General features: G+C 44.5%; 18 protein-coding genes. 2 read left to right on the forward strand and 16 right to left on the reverse strand.

The genetic code is table 11. From position 1 onward, the window contains the following. Window positions 1–94: 94 nt before the first annotated feature. Entirely contained in the window at window positions 95–1,375 is a 1,281-nt protein-coding gene (gene citH, locus J6600_RS18425; protein ID WP_021494706.1) for a citrate transporter CitH, read from the forward strand. Between the two features lie 41 nt (window positions 1,376–1,416). Here the strand turns inward: citH and bglS are convergent, their stop codons facing one another. Continuing rightward, window positions 1,417–2,148, reverse strand: a complete 732-nt coding sequence (gene bglS, locus J6600_RS18430) for a beta-glucanase (RefSeq protein ID WP_017418586.1) — start codon at window positions 2,146–2,148, stop codon at window positions 1,417–1,419. Between the two features lie 235 nt (window positions 2,149–2,383). Next, complete coding sequence (gene licT, locus J6600_RS18435; RefSeq protein WP_209387739.1) at window positions 2,384–3,211, reverse strand: BglG family transcription antiterminator LicT; 828 nt, start codon at window positions 3,209–3,211, stop codon at window positions 2,384–2,386. Between the two features lie 171 nt (window positions 3,212–3,382). Between licT and J6600_RS18440 the strand changes: the two genes are divergently transcribed. After that, window positions 3,383–4,633 carry an MFS transporter gene (locus J6600_RS18440; protein ID WP_172869697.1) on the forward strand — a complete coding sequence of 417 codons (1,251 nt, stop codon included), beginning with the start codon at window positions 3,383–3,385 and terminating at the stop codon, window positions 4,631–4,633. Between the two features lie 30 nt (window positions 4,634–4,663). Here J6600_RS18440 and J6600_RS18445 read toward each other — a convergent pair whose 3' ends face one another. The 14 genes from J6600_RS18445 to J6600_RS18505 all read right to left on the reverse strand — a co-directional run bounded on the left by J6600_RS18445 (window position 4,664) and on the right by J6600_RS18505 (window position 19,083). After that, on the reverse strand, window positions 4,664–6,103 hold the full coding sequence (locus tag J6600_RS18445) for a DEAD/DEAH box helicase (protein ID WP_017418583.1): 1,440 nt from the start codon (window positions 6,101–6,103) through the stop codon (window positions 4,664–4,666). A 54-nt stretch (window positions 6,104–6,157) separates the two neighbouring features. Further along, on the reverse strand, window positions 6,158–6,382 hold the full coding sequence (locus tag J6600_RS18450; RefSeq protein ID WP_209387740.1) for a hypothetical protein: 225 nt from the start codon (window positions 6,380–6,382) through the stop codon (window positions 6,158–6,160). A 102-nt stretch (window positions 6,383–6,484) separates the two neighbouring features. Continuing rightward, entirely contained in the window at window positions 6,485–6,700 is a 216-nt protein-coding gene (locus tag J6600_RS18455; RefSeq protein WP_209387741.1) for a DNA-binding protein, read from the reverse strand. 16 nt (window positions 6,701–6,716) lie between these two features. Then, window positions 6,717–7,082: a YxiJ family protein gene (locus tag J6600_RS18460; RefSeq protein ID WP_209387742.1), complete on the reverse strand. Its 366-nt coding sequence runs from the start codon at window positions 7,080–7,082 to the stop codon at window positions 6,717–6,719. A 1-nt stretch (window position 7,083) separates the two neighbouring features. After that, on the reverse strand, window positions 7,084–7,929 hold the full coding sequence (locus J6600_RS18465; protein WP_209387743.1) for a DNA-binding protein: 846 nt from the start codon (window positions 7,927–7,929) through the stop codon (window positions 7,084–7,086). A gap of 1 nt (window position 7,930) precedes the next feature. After that, window positions 7,931–8,536: a hypothetical protein gene (locus J6600_RS18470; protein WP_209387744.1), complete on the reverse strand. Its 606-nt coding sequence runs from the start codon at window positions 8,534–8,536 to the stop codon at window positions 7,931–7,933. Between the two features lie 156 nt (window positions 8,537–8,692). Beyond that, window positions 8,693–9,100, reverse strand: coding sequence for a YxiG family protein (locus J6600_RS18475; protein WP_017418577.1), 408 nt, complete (start codon window positions 9,098–9,100; stop codon window positions 8,693–8,695). An 11-nt stretch (window positions 9,101–9,111) separates the two neighbouring features. Further along, on the reverse strand, window positions 9,112–9,525 hold the full coding sequence (locus J6600_RS18480) for a WapI family immunity protein (protein ID WP_106067791.1): 414 nt from the start codon (window positions 9,523–9,525) through the stop codon (window positions 9,112–9,114). A 58-nt stretch (window positions 9,526–9,583) separates the two neighbouring features. After that, window positions 9,584–10,033, reverse strand: coding sequence for a hypothetical protein (locus J6600_RS18485; protein ID WP_095271171.1), 450 nt, complete (start codon window positions 10,031–10,033; stop codon window positions 9,584–9,586). A 98-nt stretch (window positions 10,034–10,131) separates the two neighbouring features. Beyond that, the gene (locus J6600_RS19640; protein ID WP_228092438.1) at window positions 10,132–10,398 is read right to left on the reverse strand and encodes a hypothetical protein; all 267 of its coding nucleotides are present in this window, start codon (window positions 10,396–10,398) and stop codon (window positions 10,132–10,134) included. Next, window positions 10,338–10,889: an Imm26 family immunity protein gene (locus J6600_RS18490; protein WP_245207593.1), complete on the reverse strand. Its 552-nt coding sequence runs from the start codon at window positions 10,887–10,889 to the stop codon at window positions 10,338–10,340. Before J6600_RS18490 ends, J6600_RS19640 begins: the two co-directional genes overlap by 61 nt. Before the next feature lie 100 nt (window positions 10,890–10,989). Then, window positions 10,990–11,205 (reverse strand): hypothetical protein, encoded by a 216-nt coding sequence (locus J6600_RS18495; protein WP_048367823.1) that lies wholly within the window; start codon window positions 11,203–11,205, stop codon window positions 10,990–10,992. A gap of 452 nt (window positions 11,206–11,657) precedes the next feature. Continuing rightward, a complete protein-coding gene (locus J6600_RS18500) occupies window positions 11,658–12,035 on the reverse strand; it encodes a DUF2750 domain-containing protein (RefSeq protein WP_043867560.1) in 378 nt (125 codons plus the stop codon). 16 nt (window positions 12,036–12,051) lie between these two features. Then, entirely contained in the window at window positions 12,052–19,083 is a 7,032-nt protein-coding gene (locus tag J6600_RS18505) for a DNRLRE domain-containing protein (protein ID WP_209387745.1), read from the reverse strand. Window positions 19,084–19,125 lie beyond the last annotated feature (42 nt).

The raw sequence follows: 19,125 nt of genomic DNA on the forward strand, positions 1-19,125 counted from the left end.
ATGCGGTCATACACATTTTGAAATAAGCCATTTTCACAGAAATAAGTTGTGAAAGCGCTTACTAATACAGCTGTTGAACAGGGGAGGTCATATCGTGCTTGCCATACTCGGTTTTGTGATGATGATTGTCTTTATGTATCTTATTATGTCTAACCGGCTTTCCGCTCTTATTGCTTTGATTGTCGTTCCTGTTGTGTTTGCCCTGATCAGCGGATTTGGCAAAGATCTCGGCGAGATGATGATTCAAGGCGTTACAGACCTCGCTCCTACCGGGATCATGCTGTTATTCGCCATCCTGTATTTCGGCATTATGATTGACTCAGGTTTGTTTGATCCCCTCATTGCCAAAATCCTATCGCTTGTCAAAGGGGACCCGTTAAAAATCGCCATCGGCACAGCGGTTCTGACGATGACCATTTCGCTGGACGGAGATGGGACAACAACGTATATGATTACGATTGCGGCAATGCTGCCCCTTTACAAACGGCTCGGCATGAACCGTTTGGTGCTGGCGGGGATTGCGATGCTCGGTTCGGGAGTCATGAATATTATTCCGTGGGGCGGACCGACGGCGAGGGTTTTAGCTTCCTTGAAATTGGACACGTCAGAAGTTTTTACGCCGCTGATTCCCGCTATGATCGCCGGCGTTCTCTGGGTGATCGCCGTTGCTTATCTCCTCGGAAAAAAAGAACGGAAGCGGCTCGGCATCATTTCAATTGAACACGCACCGTCTTCTGATCCGGAGGCGACGCCGCTGAAGCGTCCGGCTCTCCAATGGTTCAACCTGCTGCTGACTGTCGCCCTGATGGCCGCGCTGATCACCAGCCTGCTGCCAATCCCTGTTCTTTTTATGATCGCGTTCGCCATCGCCTTGATGGTCAACTATCCAAATGTCAAAGAGCAGCAAAAACGGATTTCAGCGCATGCGGGTAATGCGTTAAACGTTGTCTCAATGGTGTTTGCGGCAGGCATATTCACAGGCATTCTCTCCGGCACAAAAATGGTCGATGCGATGGCGCATTCTCTCGTTTCCCTCATCCCTGATGCCATGGGCCCGCATCTGCCGTTGATCACTGCGATTGCCAGCATGCCTTTCACCTTTTTCATGTCGAATGACGCCTTTTACTTCGGTGTCCTTCCCATCATCGCCGAAGCCGCTTCCGCTTACGGAATAGACGCCGCTGAAATCGGAAGAGCCTCCTTGCTGGGCCAGCCGGTGCATCTGCTCAGCCCGCTTGTGCCATCCACCTATCTATTGGTCGGAATGGCGGGTGTCAGCTTTGGCGATCATCAAAAATTCACTATTAAATGGGCCGTGGGGACAACGATTGTGATGACGATTGCGGCGCTTTTGATTGGGATTATTTCGTTTTAATTAAAAAAGGATTTCCGTTGGCGGAAATCCTTTTCTGTACATTATTTTTTTGTATAGCGCACCCAGTCATAATGAGCGTATAGCGGATTTACACCATTGTAGGAACCGAGCCAGTCATCGACACCTATCCCATTCCACAAGTTCATCATGATCTTTCCCGGTGTTGTCGGGATTTGGCTTGTCGCAGTATGTTTTAATTGCCCATCGACATACCATTTAATAGAGTTTGGCTGCCAATCGAACGCATACGTATGATAGGCATTGGCCGCGTCAAATCCGAGATCCGCAACCTTCTCATGGTTTCCCGCGCCATTTGTATAATAATTAAATTGAACCTTTGTCGTGTCTTTTCCTAAAAATTCGATATCAATCTCATCCCAAGGAGTTCCATCCGTTGGACCTGTATAAGTGAAGAACGATGAAACGATCCCTGTGTTTTTAGCCGGTTTCATTCTGACTTCATAAAGTCCATAGCCATAGGTTTGAACGGAGCGGTTCTCCCCGCAGTCAAACTTGTTATAAGACGGGCTTGTCAGCGCCAAACGCATTTCACCTGATGACGTCATGGATACATTATTTGCACGCCATGTGCAGTTGAACATATCTCCATTGGAGTAACCATTTGCTTTTTGCCATAATCCGGAGTTATAGCTGTTAAAAGGTTCAAAAAACGATCCGCCTGTTTGAGCTGATGCAGTAGAAGTGATGGCACACAAACTCAAAAACAATCCAGTGACAAGAAGCAGCAGCACTCGTTTCATACGATAAAACATGTCGGCATTCCCCTTTCTTTGAAAGCGATTTCTTTATCGATCATACATGATTCTGTTAAAAGGGGACATCGGTCAGAATAATGATAATAATGAATCTTAAAAAAACCTAAATTACCATCAGCGCAAACAGAAATGATCAGCGCTCATTGTAATTTAGGTTTTGCCTGCTTATCAGTAACAATCCTAACAAGATCATATGTGAATGAAGAAAAAAATGCCAACGCTTTCATTATGCTTATTTGACTACCCTTTCTATGTGAATCGTTAAATACAGCAGCTCGTCACTGGTGAGCTTGTGTTCATACGCCCTCTCAATGCATGTTTGGATTTTCTTCGTGCATTCATACGCCCGATGGTATTTTTCTTTCACTGACTTCAGCAAAAAATCGTCCTGGCTTTCCATATGTGTGCCGTTAAATAGACGCTGCGCGAAAAACTTTAAGTGGGTGACAAACCGATAATAGTGAAGTGATTCCTCGTTGAAGTCAATCTTAAAATGGTATTTTACGATACTCAAAATCTCTTGCATGACTTTTGTAATGTTGATGATATTGGGCATCTCTTCATTCAGCTCGGCATTGACAATATGCAGCGCAATAAAGCCTGCTTCATCCTCCGGCAGAGACACGCCAGTCTTGTTTTTTACCATGGCCAACGCTTGTTTGCCGATTGCAAATTCGTCTTTGTACAGCCGTTTCGTTTCCCACAGTAAGGCATTTTTGATATCAAGCCCTTTTCGGTTGCGCTGGATGGCAAAGTTAATATGGTCGGTCAGCGACACATAGATGCTGTCATTGAGCTTTTTGCCGAGCTGTAATTTCGCATAGCTGATAATCTCTTCGGATACTTCCATACATTCGATCGGGATATCATACAAAAGGGTTTTGAACTTTTCGGATACATCTTTGTTATCGAGCATGAACACTTTCTCAATGCGGGCTTCATCTACCGTGTCTCCCGTTTTCTTTTGAAAAGCAATGCCCCGGCCCATGATGACCAATTCCTGATTGCCTTCTTTGAGCACACTGACGACATTATTATTAATGACTTTCGCAATCTTCAATTCTGTCTCCCTCCCGCCTGACCATTTACCTGCTACACCTTGATTGTACATCCTTTTTGAACTAGGTCAATATCTCCATGTCAATCAGAAAACGCCGTTCAGAAATCTTTGTCCAACGATGCGGATGAGGCGCATATAATGCAGAGAACCGGTTTTTGGGAAGGAGCGTGTGTGATGAAACGGTTTTCGAAAGAAGAAAGCAGCTGGATGCTGTATGATTGGGCCAATTCAGCTTATTCGGTCATTATTATGACGGCGGTGTTCCCCTTGTTTTTTAAAGCCGCGGCGGCGGAAAACGGTGTCAGCGCGGCTGATTCTACCGCTTATTTGGGCTATACGATTGCCGCCGCGACTTTTATTTTGGCGATGCTCGGCCCCGTCTTAGGAACGATTGCCGACTACAAAGGATGCAAGAAACGGTTTTTTGCCTTCTTTCTTCTGATCGGTGTGGCGGGCACAGCCGCGCTGGCTTTGATTCCCGGCGAATCTTGGATGCTGTTATTAATTTGTTATACGATTTCCACGATCGGCTTTGCCGGGTCTAATGTGTTTTATGATGCGTTTCTCGTTGATGTGGCCGCAAAGGAGCGGATGAATATGGTGTCCGCCAGGGGATTTGGACTGGGCTATATCGGCAGCACGATCCCTTTTCTCCTCAGCATTGCCGTCATTCTTTCAGCACAAGCGGAGGTGATTCCGCTGTCCGCCCAGGCTGCCGGCCGCATTGCCTTTTTGATTACGGCGGCATGGTGGGGGCTGTTTTCGATCCCGCTCCTTCTCCGCGTCCGCCAGCGCTATTATATCGAGAGGGAGCCGCGGCTTGTACTCAGCAGTTTTATACGGCTGGCCGGCACGCTGAAGCAGATCAGGAAGCACCGGGCGCTGTTTTTGTTTCTACTCGCCTATTTCTTCTACATCGACGGGGTCGGCACCATCATTACGATGTCCACGTCATACGGGGCTGACCTCGGCATCAGCGCGGCAAATCTGCTGATTGTTTTATTTGTCACACAGGTCGTCGCCGCGCCTTTTTCGATTTTGTACGGACGGCTGGCCGAACGGTTTAAAGGAAAAACGATGCTTTATGCCGGAATCGGCGTGTATATGATTGTCTGCACGTACGCTTATTTTATGGATTCCGCTTTTGATTTCTGGGTTTTGGCTATGCTTGTCGCCACTTCCCAAGGAGGTATTCAGGCGCTGAGCCGCTCTTACTTTGCCAAGCTTGTCCCCAAACAGAACGCCAATGAGTTTTTCGGCTTTTATAATATTTTCGGCAAGTTCGCTTCGATTATCGGACCGCTTTTGATTGCCGTCACCGCCCAGCTGACCGGAAATTCGTCAGCCGCCGTGTTCAGCCTGATCATTTTGTTTGTAATCGGGATTGGCATCCTTGCGTTCGTCCCCGAGGAGACGGCGTAAAAAAAGCCTGCACGCGGCAGGCTTTCTTTTTTATTTCTTGGCTTTATGGACTTTCAGTTTTTTGCCTTTGACCGTCGTATTTTTCATGATGTCAAGAACGTGCGGGCCTTTGCCGTTCAGAATTTCGACGTACGATGCGTTGTCCAGAATCGTGATAATCCCGATATCATCAGCTGAAACGCCGTCGATTTTCGCAATTGTTCCGACAAAATCGACCGCTCTGAGTTTTTTCTTTTTCCCGCCGTTAAAGTACAGCTTCATGATGTCTTTGTTTAACTGTTCGCTTTTGTCTGTTTTGACATCGGGGCGGGCGTTCAATTTTTCCGCAAAAGCCGCTTTCCGTTCCGCTGTTTCTTTCTCAGACGGCGCCTCCCGCTTCTGGATGCGGAAACCGATATATGTCTCAATGTCATTCAGAAACCGCGATTCAGACGGTGTCACAAACGTGACGGCCCGTCCGCGGTGTCCGGCGCGGCCCGTTCTGCCGGTGCGGTGCACATAGCTTTCTTTTTCAAGCGGAATATCATAATTGATAACGAGGCTGATGTTTTCAATATCAATTCCTCTGGCGGCAACGTCGGTCGCAATGAGATAGCGGAACTCGCCGCGCTTGAATTCATTCATGACGTCAAAGCGGTCTTCCTGCACCATTCCGCCGTGAATTTTATCGCAAGGGTAGCCCAGCCTGTCCAGCTCATCGGTTAACTGGATGACTCTTTCTTTTGTCCGGCAGAATATGATGCAGCTGTCCGGGTTTTCGGTGATCAGGACATCACGCAGCAATGATGATTTATCCTCTTCTTCTGTTCTGGTGACAAAATGCTCAATGTCTTTTGTCGTCAGGCCTTCCGCTTTTACTTCAATCAATTCAGGGTCTTTCATATATGTGCGGCTCAGCTTCTCGACGTCATCCGGCAGCGTCGCTGAAAACAGCATGGTGACTCTGTTTTTCGGCAGATGCTGAATGATGGCTTCCACCTGTTCAATAAATCCCATATTCAGCATTTCATCCGCTTCGTCAATCACCACATACGCCAGCCGTTCAAGCGGCAGCGTCCCTTTCTCTATATGATCAAGCACACGCCCCGGCGTTCCGGCAACGACGTGGCTTTTTTGCTTCAGTTCGGTTTTCTGTTTGTCAAAAGAAGCTTTTCCGAAAACCGCCGTGGCTTTTATCCGTTTGAAACGGCCGATATTCGTGATATCTTCTTTAATCTGCGCCGCAAGCTCGCGGGTCGGCGTTAAAATCAGCGCCTGCGGTTTGTTTTCCTCCCATTCCGCAAGCTCACAGATCGGAATGCCGAAAGCCGCGGTTTTGCCGCTGCCCGTCTGTGATTTGACGACGAGGTCTTTTTTTTGCAGCGCGGCGGGGATGACGCGCCGCTGCACTTCAGTCGGCTCGGTGTATTGCAAGCCATTCAGCGCCCGTCGGATCTCGGGGCTGATCGCATATTCATTAAACTCATTCATGACTAAACTCCTTCTCTGTCCGGCTCCCCTCATTATACGCGAAATGCCGACGCTTTACCCTGACGTTTTGCCGGGCCATTCGGGGGACTGCTTTTTCTTCATGTCAAGCACGACCCATTTGGCGCAATAAAAGCTCATGCTTCCTTCCCCGCCATCGACATAGTAGCGGATCGATTCCCAGCCGCCGTCGACCGGGCTGATATCCAGATGGATGTCGGTGATGCTTTCAAGATCATCCAGCCTCAGTAGAACTGCTTTCTCATGTTTGTGCCACTCCATTTTATGCCTCCTTTTTTTCAGCTGAATTAAGCATGTCTGACTCAAATGAATTTTCTTTACAAACCCCCATGAATTTCTCTTATATGTCTGCATCCAATCTCTTCATTCTTCTAACGTATGCAGATACGAATCAGGCGAATCTTTCAGATCAAACCCGCTCAAATATACGAGCATCTCCCAAACGGTTTCGTCCTCAACCGCCGGATCATCTGCAGCCACGTACTCGCACGCCCAATCCGACACTTCTTCCCTCGCCGCTTGACCGTTCAGGATCAGACCAGCCTTCTTCAGACATTCTGCTCTTGTGGGTTCTTTCACGTTAGAAGCCTGCCTTTCATTTCTTGTTTAAAATGCTGACTAACAGCCTCCTGGCCCGTTCGTGCCGCCCGATTTCCCGGCTGAGCTCCGGATAATCTGTTAAAGCGTTTTTCAGCTGCGCATATTGCGAATACAGCTCAAAAAAGGATTTATATAAGGCTTTACGCTGCCGTGCAGGCATTTGTTTATTCGCCAACACAAAATCTAAGCCGCCGCAGACAAGTGCGAAGTATTCATAAAAATCTCCAGCACAGGCAGCACCCTCTAATTCTTCTTCGAATCTCCCTGTATCTGAAGGCAGCGGCCCCTCTAATTCTTTTTTGTACAATTTCAGGTTTCGGATGACGTCATTATTTAAAGAATATCTGTTGGATCTTAACATCTCATTTAGCCGCTTTCCCATTACTGATATCCCGCTTATAAATCCCTGAATTCGAGACCGCGTAAATGGCATTGCCAGTCAGCTTCAGCTGATGCCCGGAAAGCTCATCGCCATCCGCATCACAGCACGTTATCTCTTGCATCGGCAGACTGACATCAGCCGGAATGAGGGACAGTGAATGATCATCTTTGCATATCCAAAACCCGTCATCTGAAATCGCAAGCTGGTCATATATCCCTGAACATGCTTGATCAGAAATAATCCACACTCGTTTCACGTCGGTTTCATCAAACGCAGCAATGACTTTATATGAGTAATACAGCATGTAGATCAGTCCGTTTTTTTCTGCAAGCGCATAGCAGTCATCTACAACGGGCGCATATATTTCTGAAAGCTGTTGATCAATATGCGTTTCCTTTAATTGCCCGTCTAAAGTGAAGCACAGCACACTTTGACCATTTGAGTTTTCATCATCATAAATGCCTTCATCACTTAAACCGATCCATAGGTTTTGTTTCTCATCCAGAAGACTGCATGAAGCCCCTGAAGGCAGAGAAAATACACTTTGTTCTTTTCCATCTGTTGAAAATACTTTCACTTTATACTCATGCGATTCAAAGAAAATCAGCACATACCTGTCATCCGAACTCTGTTGAAACAGCATAATATCCTCACACGGAATTTGTTCATCGATATGAACCTCTCGGGTGTCGCCGGATTCCTCCGTGATCGTAAACGAAAGACTGCCATTCTGATGCCGTCCGAGATACAGACGCCCACGGTCATCAAAATGGATGAAACATCCTTTTACTGGTTCGTCATGTAGCTTGTTCATTTTTATTTTCATGTCATTGCCCCTTGTATTTATAATGAGCGGCGAGCTTTTTTTGAAATTCATCCGGAACGATCTGATTCGGGAATACAACTGATATCCAGTCTAAAACATGATCATCTAACAGCCTCCATGATTCTAACGTTTTTCCCGCAATCTCCTGATCAATGCCTAAAATACAAATTTCAAATTCCCTCTCTCCGTAAATCGCCCACTTGAAAGTCGGTGAAGCCCAAACAACACGAGATGCCATGTTCAATATACAGTCATTTTTACTGTGCTTTGGATAATCAGTTAAGATTGAAAGATATTCATCTGCAGCTATATGCAAAGGGATCTTTAACCAGTTAAAATATCCGAATTCCCCGTAAAACCGATTCATATCATCCGAGTGTTCCAGAACGGCCATTAAGATAAATTCATCGTGATGATGATGCGCCAAACTTTTGAGCATCATCCAGCCTTCTTCAGACAAGACCCAGTGGAATTCCTCGAATAGATAATAATGTTTTTGTTGTTTAAATACTTGTTCGGGCAACGTTTTGTCTTCATGAAATAAGGAATATATCTGAGATTGAAAGACTGCCGATTCCTTTGTGTTCTTTATAAAAAAGGGATGCATCTTGTACCTCTTATTTTCGGCGGTTTATACGCAAGCTCACAGCCATATTCTGTGTGGAATAAACGGTTTCCAACGTATAAATGTATTTGCTGCAGATCCACGGTTTGGTTTCTGTCCTTTAAGAAAAGAGGCTGGGAACCTCTCTTATTTGTTTATTTATGATTTCGAATGATACGCATAAAATGATTGATCATCAAAGTGAACGGTTTCAGCTTCTACAGCAATCAGCATTCTGTTCATGTCAATGAGAAAGTTAGCATTTGATTGATACTCCGGAATTACAGAATTTGATAGATTTCCGATTCCTTCCGGGTGATAACTCATCTCAAATACTTGCCAATTGTATTCTTCGGGATCTATTTTTTCTAATCTCATATCACCAATATCTGCGCTAAAATAAACAGATGCTACATTTTGAAATAATATTTTATGTGTATATTCACTTTCTTTTTCAAAAACCTTAATATCAAGTGAAAGTTCTTTTTTAAACACATTAAAATCAAAATGAAGGACAGCGCACCCCTCATCTATATAATCAACCCAATCAATTATTGTTTTGTACATTGTTTATCTCCCTAAGGACGTTTTGGAGGATTTTTTGTGTCTTTGAGATCTGATTTTAAAGTCTTCACGAAAAATTCTAGCTTTTCTTCATTACAGTTCAATTTATAGAAAGTTGTATTTGAATGATTTTCCACAAACCTAATTATAAAACTGTAATATTCGTTTTCTTTATCAATACTCAAAATAAAAAATGGTTCAATTGTTTCTAAACGTATCCTATCTTGATTCCCTGCTAATAATGCTTCAATCCCTGATATCAGCATTTTATATTCACTTTCTAATAAAGCGGCGGAGTAATCGCGGGCGATTACTTTATTATGTTCTAACAGTTCAAACATTGTTGAGATTAAAGGATTATCCTCCGCCTCTTGATACCTTCTCGGTGTTATGTCAAGTTCCAGACAATCATCTCTAATTTTAGCCATGCTGCCTCCTCGTTTTGGGTGAAAAGAGAGGCCGGGAACCTCTCTTCACATTAATAGACTAGGATTCATTTAACATTTCAATCATTTCTGCCGCTTCTAAGTACAATTCATCTATCCTGTTTTGAATTTCTTTTGCGATTTCTTCATCACTTTCTAGATCTGATAAATATCCCACTTTCCCCGAAAACAACCTTCTTTCACAAATCCATATATCTAGGTGGTCTACACAATAGCCGACTTCATTATCGTGAAAGCCTGCGCCATCCACATAAGCTGCAGAAAAAAACACCAATGAATTATAGGTATTCTCAAAACAATCTGAGGGCTGTACTTCGTTTCCTATTACTTTTTCGTCTCCGACTCTTCCAAAAGCAGCTTCAATTTCCAATCCCATTTTTCTAAACTTTTCTTGATTGTTTCTTATTTTGTTTAATGCGATTCGTTCAAATTGTTTTTCTATTTGTAGTATCTCTTTCTGTGTAATAGAATTCAGGTTGATTTTTTTCATGTTATGCCTCGTTCAGCACTCAAAACACTTACTACTGTCAGTTTCTGTACAGTAAGTATCCTCTAACATTAATTTCAAGAATGTAAGGAATCAGTCTTTTACAATTCATTCTTTATGATTTCTTCCATTGACATTCCTTCAAAATATTTATAGAGAATAGATTCTACAGCCGAATGTCCAAATATACCTAATGGGTTAGGGATGTCCTTGCCCGTTTTCTCATCTGCCTCTGCTAATTCATCTTCTGATGCAAATGAATCGCCTTCACTTATGAGATATTTACCTTCTTCATATAAAACAAATTTTATTGAGAATGACTGTTTTTCTCTATTATCTCTTGAGGCATCTTGGATATTACTTTCCAATCTCCTTGCAGAAAACCTGTGTGCCCAGTATTAGCCGCAAATATTTTCTTATTTTCTTCTTTCATTAGACGAATGATTTCTTCTCTGCTAAGTGTATTTTCAGTGAAAATATTATAATACTGAATAAGAATGTCATCGTCTTTACTTTTTGATAGATCACCTTCAATGACCCAAGCATAAGTATACTTCCCTATCTTATCCAAAGGTATTTGAATAACAGCTCCCGGTATTACTTTAGCTATTGGTTTCACTTTCCTGGTCGTTGGCTTTATTTCTACTATTCGCTTATCAACTAACTCTGTGAACGAAGAATCTCCATTTGTATTCATTACTGTAACTAAAGTTGCTAAGAATTCTTCTAATATCGGTTCTCTATCCAGCTCTCTCTTATATAATTCACAAAATTTTTCTACAGCATCAAAACATATATCTAAGCCTTCATCACTAAGTAAAACTTTCTTGTTTTTATATTCTTCTTCCCAATATCCCAATAGAACGGCCTTCTTTCTTTTCTATTTCATACCGCTCATATCCTGAAATGTCGTGTTTAAATTCTGTACGCGCAGAGGTTAAAAAGGTTGCCTTCATCAACTACTCAATATCGTAATCCTCCCACTCCCTCCAGTTATTATCACCTAAATCAACTGAACCTGCGCCTTTTTCAAGATATTGCGCAAATGATTGAAAAGAAATTAGTTGACTTGGATCTGTCAGATAATCGGGATATTCCCAATCCTCTGTCTCGAATACTTCATCTGCTTCGCTTTTTAGATCCAGTATATTTAATGGTTTTTTGGTTTTATCCAAAGCGCCTCTCTAAAAGAAGCATCCTCAAACAAATTCCTGAAATAAGTTTTCCAAGCCCTCTCTTCGTATGATTTTGGAATTCATTTCGTTGCTGAACCTTCACAAAATAACGAGTCTCTTCAAATTCAATTTCCACTGCATTTCCTAATTGTTGAAAATCGCTTTCACCATATGTTACTTTCTCACCTGCTTCAGTCTTCAGGGCGAAGTCATCAATTATTATCGATTTGTATTTATCTGTTAAACAGTTACTGTAGAGATGAAGATCTAGAAAAGGTCCTTTAGCATCTATTTGAAAGCATTGAATAGCCAGTAACCAATATTCTTTACATTAGATTCAGCTATTCAAAAACAATCAAAATTTCTTTTTTTGTTGTCAAAAGAAAAACTCTTTCACAGGAATTTAAATTAAGAGAGACAGAAAATTGTCTCTCTTAAAAAGTTTTTAGTTATTAATAGTTTTCTAATTCATCCTCGATATCAGAAAAAACCTGAGGAATCGGTATTGAAATTGAATCAGTATTATTATAAAAAATGGATATACCGACATTATCCTCAAGCATACCAGGAAGCCAATTCTCTACAAAATCCTCTAAACTAATTGATTCCGGATTTGTATCCTTCCACTTCTCAATTGCACAATACTTTGCATGCTCTTTTGTTGGCCAAAAATGAAGTTGTATTTTCCCATTGTCGTCTTCAGATGTAACCCACCCTCTATCATTACTCAATGACCAGACTTCTTCATAGTCAGCAACTTTCTTAATAAAATAACGATACCTTTTATTGGGATCCAACTTTAATGTCATTTCAAGTTCTTTTTCGTTCATTTTTTTATTCTCCTTATTATCCTCTATATTTCCATCGGGTATTTTTATTTTTTCTTCCTTTACCATAACCATCATGAAAATGCTGTAACCTATGATTTCTTATTACTTGTAAATCAGAATGCTTGTAGCTCGCACCTTTTCTTGCCTCGTAACCACGTTTGTGAGCTAGTTCATACCCTTTTGGAACACGTATCGATTTTCTGTTTTTGTATTTCTTATGTCTAATTTCATTTTTTATCCACCCTCTAACATGCCTAGGCTGTTTATGATCCTTTAATAAAGATTTTAACTTAGCTTGTTTTCCTTGTCTGCCTGCTGTTTTTGCAAACCTATAAACCCTTTTAGCACCCTTAAATAACTTCCCAGGACCAAAGTTCGAAGCCGCTGCCCAGGCTGCACCTCTCCATCCTTTACCTGATTTATATGCCTTATATCCATCATAGGCTGCAAATCCGGCATTTACCACAAGCCACACCCAATGCCCGTCTGGATCAACATTCATCACTGGGTTGTTGTTTCCATAAGTATATCCATTCTGATCCAATGAATCCCCATCACTTCCCGGGTCTGGGTCTAGTGATAAGAATACACCGTTTCTTGGCTCGTAGTAGCGGGCCATGAGATAGTACAGGCCGGTTTCTTCGTCGTATTGGTAGCCTGCGTAGCGGTAGCGGTTGTCTTTTACTTCGTCGCTTGCTTCGGTTTTTGTCGGATTTCCCCACGCATCGTACTGATATTTGGCAACGGTTTTTCCGGTGCTGTCTGAGATGGCGATGACGTCGCCGTGTGCGTTGTAGTGATAGAAATATTTCTTGCCGTTCTCTGTATAGGATAACAGCTGGCCGCTGTCACCGTACGTGTATGATTTTGTGACGTTGTTGTCTGCGTCTGTTTCATACAGGACGTTCAGGCTGTCTCCGTCGTAGAAGTAGTTCGTAACTTTTCCGTTGACGGTTTTTTGGATTCTGTTTCCTTTTTCATCGTATTTGTATGTTGCGAACGGCTTGTCTTCGCCTTTTTTCGTGACGGCGGTCAGGTTGTCTTCTGCGTCCCACGTATATGTGTATTTGCCGTCCGATGTGCGGTTGCCGTTTTTATCATAGGACAGGTCTTCGTCATTCACCTTCGTCAGCTGGTTCATGATGTTGAAGGAAGCGTTGACTGATTTGCTTGCGCCGTCCTTTGTGGCGGTGACGTTTGTCCGGTTGCCGAAGCCGTCGTACGTATATTGAATGACGGTGCCGTCTTCATGTGTTTCTTTGACGAGCTGGTTGAGCTTGCCGTATTCGTACTGCACCTTTCCGCCCGCTGAGCTGTCGATGACCGTGCGGTTGCCGTTGGCGTCATATTCATAGCTTTCCCGGAAGATGCTGCCGCCGTTTTTCGTTCCGGTATGAAGAGAGCTGACGAGATTCCGCTCATCATATGAAAAACTCGTGCCGACTTCATTGCCGCTGATGAATGTCTGGACATTGCCGTTTTCATCATAATCAAATGTATAGGCTGAAGTGCCGTCTTTCATTTCAATCATTTGATCAAGTTTGTTGTACGTAAAGCTGTTTGTTCCTTTTTGGCCGCCCTGGCTCCATGAGAAAGTTTTCAGCTTATCCGAATCAGCCGGATAAGTCCAGCTTTGGCTGCCGCCGCGGTCGGTTAATTCGGTCAGGCGGTTTTTGTTGTCAAAGGTGCGTTTTTTCGTTATATTTTGTTCTTTGTTTGTGACAGACGTTTCATTGCCGTTTTTGTCATAGGTAAAGTTATATTTTTCAGTGCCGTTATACGCTTTTGACTTAACCCGATCGGTGCCGTCATAGGTCAGCGACACTTCATTTCCGTTGGCGGAAACGGTTTTCGTCAAGTTGCTGTTGGCGTCATATTCACTCTTCAGTACATTGCCGAGCGGGTCGGTTGTTTTGACGAGCTTGCCCATGACGTCATATTCATATTGATAGGTCTGATCTGCGCCGGCCCGAATCGTTTTTGTCAGCTCATTTCCTTCCTTGTCATAGCTGTGAAGGATGGATGTGCCGTTTGACAGGGTCAGCTTTGTCAGCTGGTCGGCCTGTTCGTATTCGTAGGCGGTTGTTTCGCCTTTCGCGTCGGTTTCAGACATTTTCTTTCCAGTCTCGTCATATGAAGCAGTGCTTGCATACCCTAGTTCGTCTTCTTCTTTTGTGACGTAGTTTCCTTTTTCGTCATAGGTGTTTTTCGTCAGGATGCTTCCTTCGATTAAACGGATATCATCAAACCACGCCGTTCCTGTGGCGCTTTTTTGGAACAGAATGCTGATTTCGATTTTATTGATCGGCTTTGTTTTCGGAATGACTGCCGCTGCCCGGTTCCATTCTTGGGTCCCCTGCGGGAATTTGGCGGTGTAGACGCCCGTCGTTCCGTCCGCATAAGTGACGCCGGCCTGAAGAGCGTAATCATTGTCGTTCGTTAATTTTACACCGTCAGCCTTGGACATTCCTGTCAGCGTGATATATACCGGCTTATCGTCCGCGCTTTGGCCTAATGTAACGGTTTGTTTTGCGGCCGCATTGGCTTGTGATGCATTTGTGCGGGACGCTTTTAATGAGCTGTCATCATCGAAGCCTTCATCAAGGTCAGCGGCGGCTCCGCTTGTGCTCCATCCGTCTGCTTTAGCCGTGAAACTGCTGTTTTGCACCGGGTTATAGCTTGAAGAGACTTCGCCTTTTTCCAGCTGAACCTGATCAAACCACGCTTTTCCTTTGCCGTCCTTGTCGTTATGATCCACTTCCATATAGACGATGGCTTTTCCTGCATTGGCCGGTGTTGTAAAGGTGATCTGCCGTTTCGTCCAGTCATTCTTTCCGGCTAATGCGCCTGATTCATTGTGAATCCATTGAATGCGTTTTTGGTCTTTGTCACGCAGATCAATGTTGAAATACGCTCTTGCCTTTGTCAGATCCGTTTTGATCTGGCCGCTGAGTGTATACGTCGTATTCGGCTCAAGCTGCACTTCCTGCGTTGCGGACGCATGGCCGTGCTCTGTTCCGGCTGAAGCGGATTGTGAGGAGATCTCCAGTGCTTTTTGTCCGGACAGCGCGCCGCTTCTTGCTTTTACAGATGCAATACTTCCGCTGTCTCTCGTAGCGGTGAGATTCCAGCCCAGCTTTGTTCCTTCAAAGCTGCCGTCTTTCAGCAGGCTTGCCGAAGCTGCCAGCTCTTTGCTTGATTGAATGAGATTTCCATACTTGTCATACACGGCGGCGGATGAGGATTTTCCGCTTTGATCCGTCTCAGAAACGGCATCAAGTCCGTCGTACGCAATATCAGTGACGTTCCCCTCGGTGTCCTTCATTTTCGTTACGTCATTGTTTTTGTTGTACTGATACGTTTCGGTGCCGTAGTTGTCTTTTACGGCTGTGACGTTGCCGTCTTTATCATATTGATAGCTTTCTGTCGCTTTGCCCGCATCCGCGTCGTTCGGATCGGTGTCCTGAATGACGTTGTTGCCTTCGTATACAGTGTTGGTCGTGATTTTCAGCCCTTCGGCATCATCGATCATTTGAATCGGGTTGCCCGCCTCATTATAGCCGTACTGCACTTTGCGGCCGTTCGGCTGCGTCATGAGCAGCGTTTTTTTGTCCGCGTCATAGCTGTAGTCGTACGTTTCTTTTTTCGCATTGACGGCTTTGGCCAGACGGTGGCCGCTATATTGGTATTCAGTGAACAGCGGTTTGTCATCCGTGCTGTTTGCGGAATACTGCTTGACGAGGCGCCCCTCGTCATCGTAGTCATAGCTTGTGACGCTGCCGTCAGTATCCGTCACCTTTTTGAGAAGGTCTTTGTCATATGAATACGAAATCTTTTTGTTTTTCGGCCCTGTAAGAGATGTGACATGGCCGTTTTCATCATAGGTAAATGTCAGCTTGCGCCCTGATGCGTCTGTTATGGCGGTCAGCTGATTGCTGTCGTTATACTCGTATACGGTTGTGTTGTTGTGTCCGTCAACGATTTTTTGAAGCTTTCCGCCTTTTTTGCTGAAATAAGCGTTCGTCTGATCTTTTGTTTTTAATACAAATTGATCGCTTGTTTCCGTCAGTTCGAGATAAACACCCGTCGGCGGCTGATACGTGCCGTCAGATTTTTTCGTGAAGACATGTGTTGTCGCGTCCTCATCAATATAAACGGCTCTGCCGTCTTCAGAAAGAATCGACGTTTCCGCATCGGCATACCAGCCTTGGCCGAACATATGGTCAGAGCTGTCAAGGCTGTTGAAGGTCCGGGAGAGTCCGAGCCCCGGCCCGCGTCCGTCGATTGACATATCTTCCTCATTGACGATGACATTTCCCGTCGCGCCGTTCAGCTGTCCGTCCGGAATGTCGATAATAGACCAGAATTCTTCCGTTCCGAGGAATTCCGCACCTTCATGGAAAACAGGGTTAAAAGGTGCCGTCGGTATGCTGTCACCGTTTGCGTCATAGGCGGTCAGCGTAAAGGAATAGTTCTTCTTCCCTTTGTAATTGCCGTTTGCGTTTTCGTAAACAGGTGAAGGGTCAAGCGCCAGTTCGCCGCCCTTTCCGTCCGTGTGAAGCTGGAATCTTCCCGCTTTCACTTCATCGGCTGAAGGCCAGATGTGTTTGTTTTGGGTCGTCCAATGATCGGTATCACCGACATCGAATGATTGATAGTCTTTTCCGTTGTAGATGTTGATTTTGTAGCCTTTGGCGTTTTTGACTTTATCCCATATGAGATTGACATAACCCGTTTGGCTCGATTTCGTGTTCGTATAGACGTAGCCTGTCAGATTTTTCGGCTTTGCGATATCAGGCAGCGCCGGACTCGCTTCCGGTGAGGCGATCGCTTCTCCGTCTTTGTTATAGGCAATGACTTTAAATCCGTAGGTTTTCCGGTTCGCATCTCCGCCGGCGTTTTTATAAACAGAGCCCGGGTTGATCGGCAATTCCGCGCCTTTTTTGTCTTTCAGGTGAAGCGCATATTTTCCGGCGCTGATTTCCGCCTTTGTCGGCCAGATATTTTGATCTTTTGTGGACCAGGATGTTTTATTTCCGAGGTCAAGCGTTTCAAAGCTTTTGCCGTTAAAGACTTGCATTTTATACCCGGCTGCGCCTGATACGGCTTTCCAGGAAAGATCAAACCAGCCTGTGGCGTTGTTGTTATTAAAGCCTTTCGTACTTGGTTTCTGAACTCTGCCAATATTCGGAATGACGGGCTTGGCGGCCGCAGACATGGCGCCTTCTCCCTGGTCAAACACCGCGCTGACCGCGACCCAGTAATTTTTACTTGCCGGATAGCTGCCGCCGGAGTTTTTATAGACCGGCGAAGGATTAAGCGCTAATTCACTTCCGCCTTTTCCGTCTGTATGCAGCTTATATTTGCCGGAGTCGATTTCCGCTTTTGTCGGCCAAATCTTTTTCCCTCTTGTGCTCCAAGAGGTTGCATTTCCGACCGGAATGGCCTGATATTCTTTCCCGTTATAAAGCCAGACTTTATAGCTTTTGGCGCCTTCAGCTTTTTTCCAGCTGATATTGAAAAATCCTGTCGAATCTCCGTTATGATACGCTTTGACAGACGGCGTGTCCGCCTTCGGAATCGTGTATGTCACTTCAATGTATGGTTTTTTAGCAGAGTTTGCTGATGACATCAGCTTCTTCCAATATTCTTTTCCGTTGCCGTTTGCGTGAAGCTTAAAGCCGTAATTGGCGCCGCCGCTATTCCACGACTTGACTGCGGAGGTGACATCGAAGCTTGCCCATTGGCCTTTATAGACCTCGGCTTTGCCGATGTTTTTGGAGCCCGGCTTGTTCTTCCACGTAATCTTGGCATTGTCGTAATTGCTGTTAACGGTGTCGAGCCAAAGCCCCGTCGCCTTTGATCCGTAATAGGAGTGGGCTGTGTATGCTTTGAGCGTCGCTTTCGTCACCGTCATGTTTTTGATCGGCTTTAGATTATCAAACTTCATAAAAGCGTAGTTCGTTCCGGTTGTGCCGTCATAATATCCAGTTTTCAGCACGTACGCTTTCAATCCGGCATCCCATTTCTGCGATGCGGCAGAGTAGTTTGTCGTCGGGTACGCGCTCATGACAAAGGTATCGGATGACACAGATACTGATGTTGAAGGGTCAATAGATACCGGATAAACCCGCTTGGGATCTTTCAGCCATTTTTCATCGGCCGTTACATGGAGCAAGTAGCCTTCGCTGTTTTTTTCAAGCTTGAAGCTGACATCTTCTGACCTGTTGACTTCACCTGACTTTTCGTCGAGATCTGAGTCGGTCATAAAGGGCTTCGGCACGGTGTAGACGACATTGTCTTTATCATCAGAAAACGCGATCGAGCCGTCTTCCTGTTCTTTAGCCTGCAGGTCGGTTTTGATTTGAAAGGTGAAGGAATTGTAGCCTTCATATTTGTGAAGCACAAGGTCTTCTTTTATGTTTTCGTTAAATGTGTAGGTTTGTAAATCAATTGCAGGAAACACTTGCTGATACGTAAGCTCGTTGCTGTCTTCCCTTACTTTTGCTGAGGCATCTGTCGGAGTAATTGCAGCCTGATCGGGGCCTTTTGCGCCGGTTAATGAGTATGTGAGCTTATGATCATCGTGTTCAAATGTAGCGTATAATCCGTTTTTCATTTGCTTCAGAAAATCGGAGTTCAGCACTGTATTTTCCGTTCCGACTTCCTTTGAGCCGGTTTTCAATTCAGGAGAAATGTCTTCCCAGTCCGCATTGGCGGTTTCTTTCGTATGAATGGGGTCTGTGTAGATTTCCTGTTTGTACACACCCTCGCCTTCATAGTAAAGCTTTGAATTCTCAGTTCTTTCAGACGTGATCTCACCGTCTTGATTGATATCTTTTTGATCAAAAGGCATCTGCTCAGATGCTTTTTCTGCCGGAAGATCTTTTTCCGGGTCTGCGGCCGGAATGGCGGCGGTTTTCGCTTGAACTTGTTTATCACGCGTTTCTGCCGCAAACACATCGGCAGGCGCAATGGAAATCATCAGCGTGGCCGCAAGAGTGCCGGCCAGCCATTTTTTCCACTTGTTCTTTTTTCCTATTTTCATAGGTTCTCCTCCTTCTTTTGTAATATAGGCTTAACAATAGTA

This window comes from Bacillus sp. LJBV19 (genome assembly GCF_017797845.1).
Lineage (GTDB): Bacteria > Bacillota > Bacilli > Bacillales > Bacillaceae > Bacillus > Bacillus velezensis.

What these genes read in the sequence shown, in the direction of transcription:
- J6600_RS18485 (WP_095271171.1), bottom strand. Translation starts at nt 10,033, where the DNA reads ATGAAAAAAATCAACCTGAATTCTATTACACAGAAAGAGATACTACAA.
- J6600_RS18460 (WP_209387742.1), bottom strand. Translation starts at nt 7,082, where the DNA reads ATGTTAAGATCCAACAGATATTCTTTAAATAATGACGTCATCCGAAAC.
- J6600_RS18500 (WP_043867560.1), bottom strand. Translation starts at nt 12,035, where the DNA reads ATGAACGAAAAAGAACTTGAAATGACATTAAAGTTGGATCCCAATAAA.
- J6600_RS18450 (WP_209387740.1), bottom strand. Translation starts at nt 6,382, where the DNA reads ATGGAGTGGCACAAACATGAGAAAGCAGTTCTACTGAGGCTGGATGAT.
- bglS (WP_017418586.1), bottom strand. Translation starts at nt 2,148, where the DNA reads ATGTTTTATCGTATGAAACGAGTGCTGCTGCTTCTTGTCACTGGATTG.
- J6600_RS18505 (WP_209387745.1), bottom strand. Translation starts at nt 19,083, where the DNA reads ATGAAAATAGGAAAAAAGAACAAGTGGAAAAAATGGCTGGCCGGCACT.
- J6600_RS18470 (WP_209387744.1), bottom strand. Translation starts at nt 8,536, where the DNA reads ATGCATCCCTTTTTTATAAAGAACACAAAGGAATCGGCAGTCTTTCAA.
- J6600_RS18465 (WP_209387743.1), bottom strand. Translation starts at nt 7,929, where the DNA reads ATGAAAATAAAAATGAACAAGCTACATGACGAACCAGTAAAAGGATGT.
- J6600_RS18480 (WP_106067791.1), bottom strand. Translation starts at nt 9,525, where the DNA reads ATGGCTAAAATTAGAGATGATTGTCTGGAACTTGACATAACACCGAGA.
- J6600_RS18445 (WP_017418583.1), bottom strand. Translation starts at nt 6,103, where the DNA reads ATGAATGAGTTTAATGAATATGCGATCAGCCCCGAGATCCGACGGGCG.
- J6600_RS18475 (WP_017418577.1), bottom strand. Translation starts at nt 9,100, where the DNA reads ATGTACAAAACAATAATTGATTGGGTTGATTATATAGATGAGGGGTGC.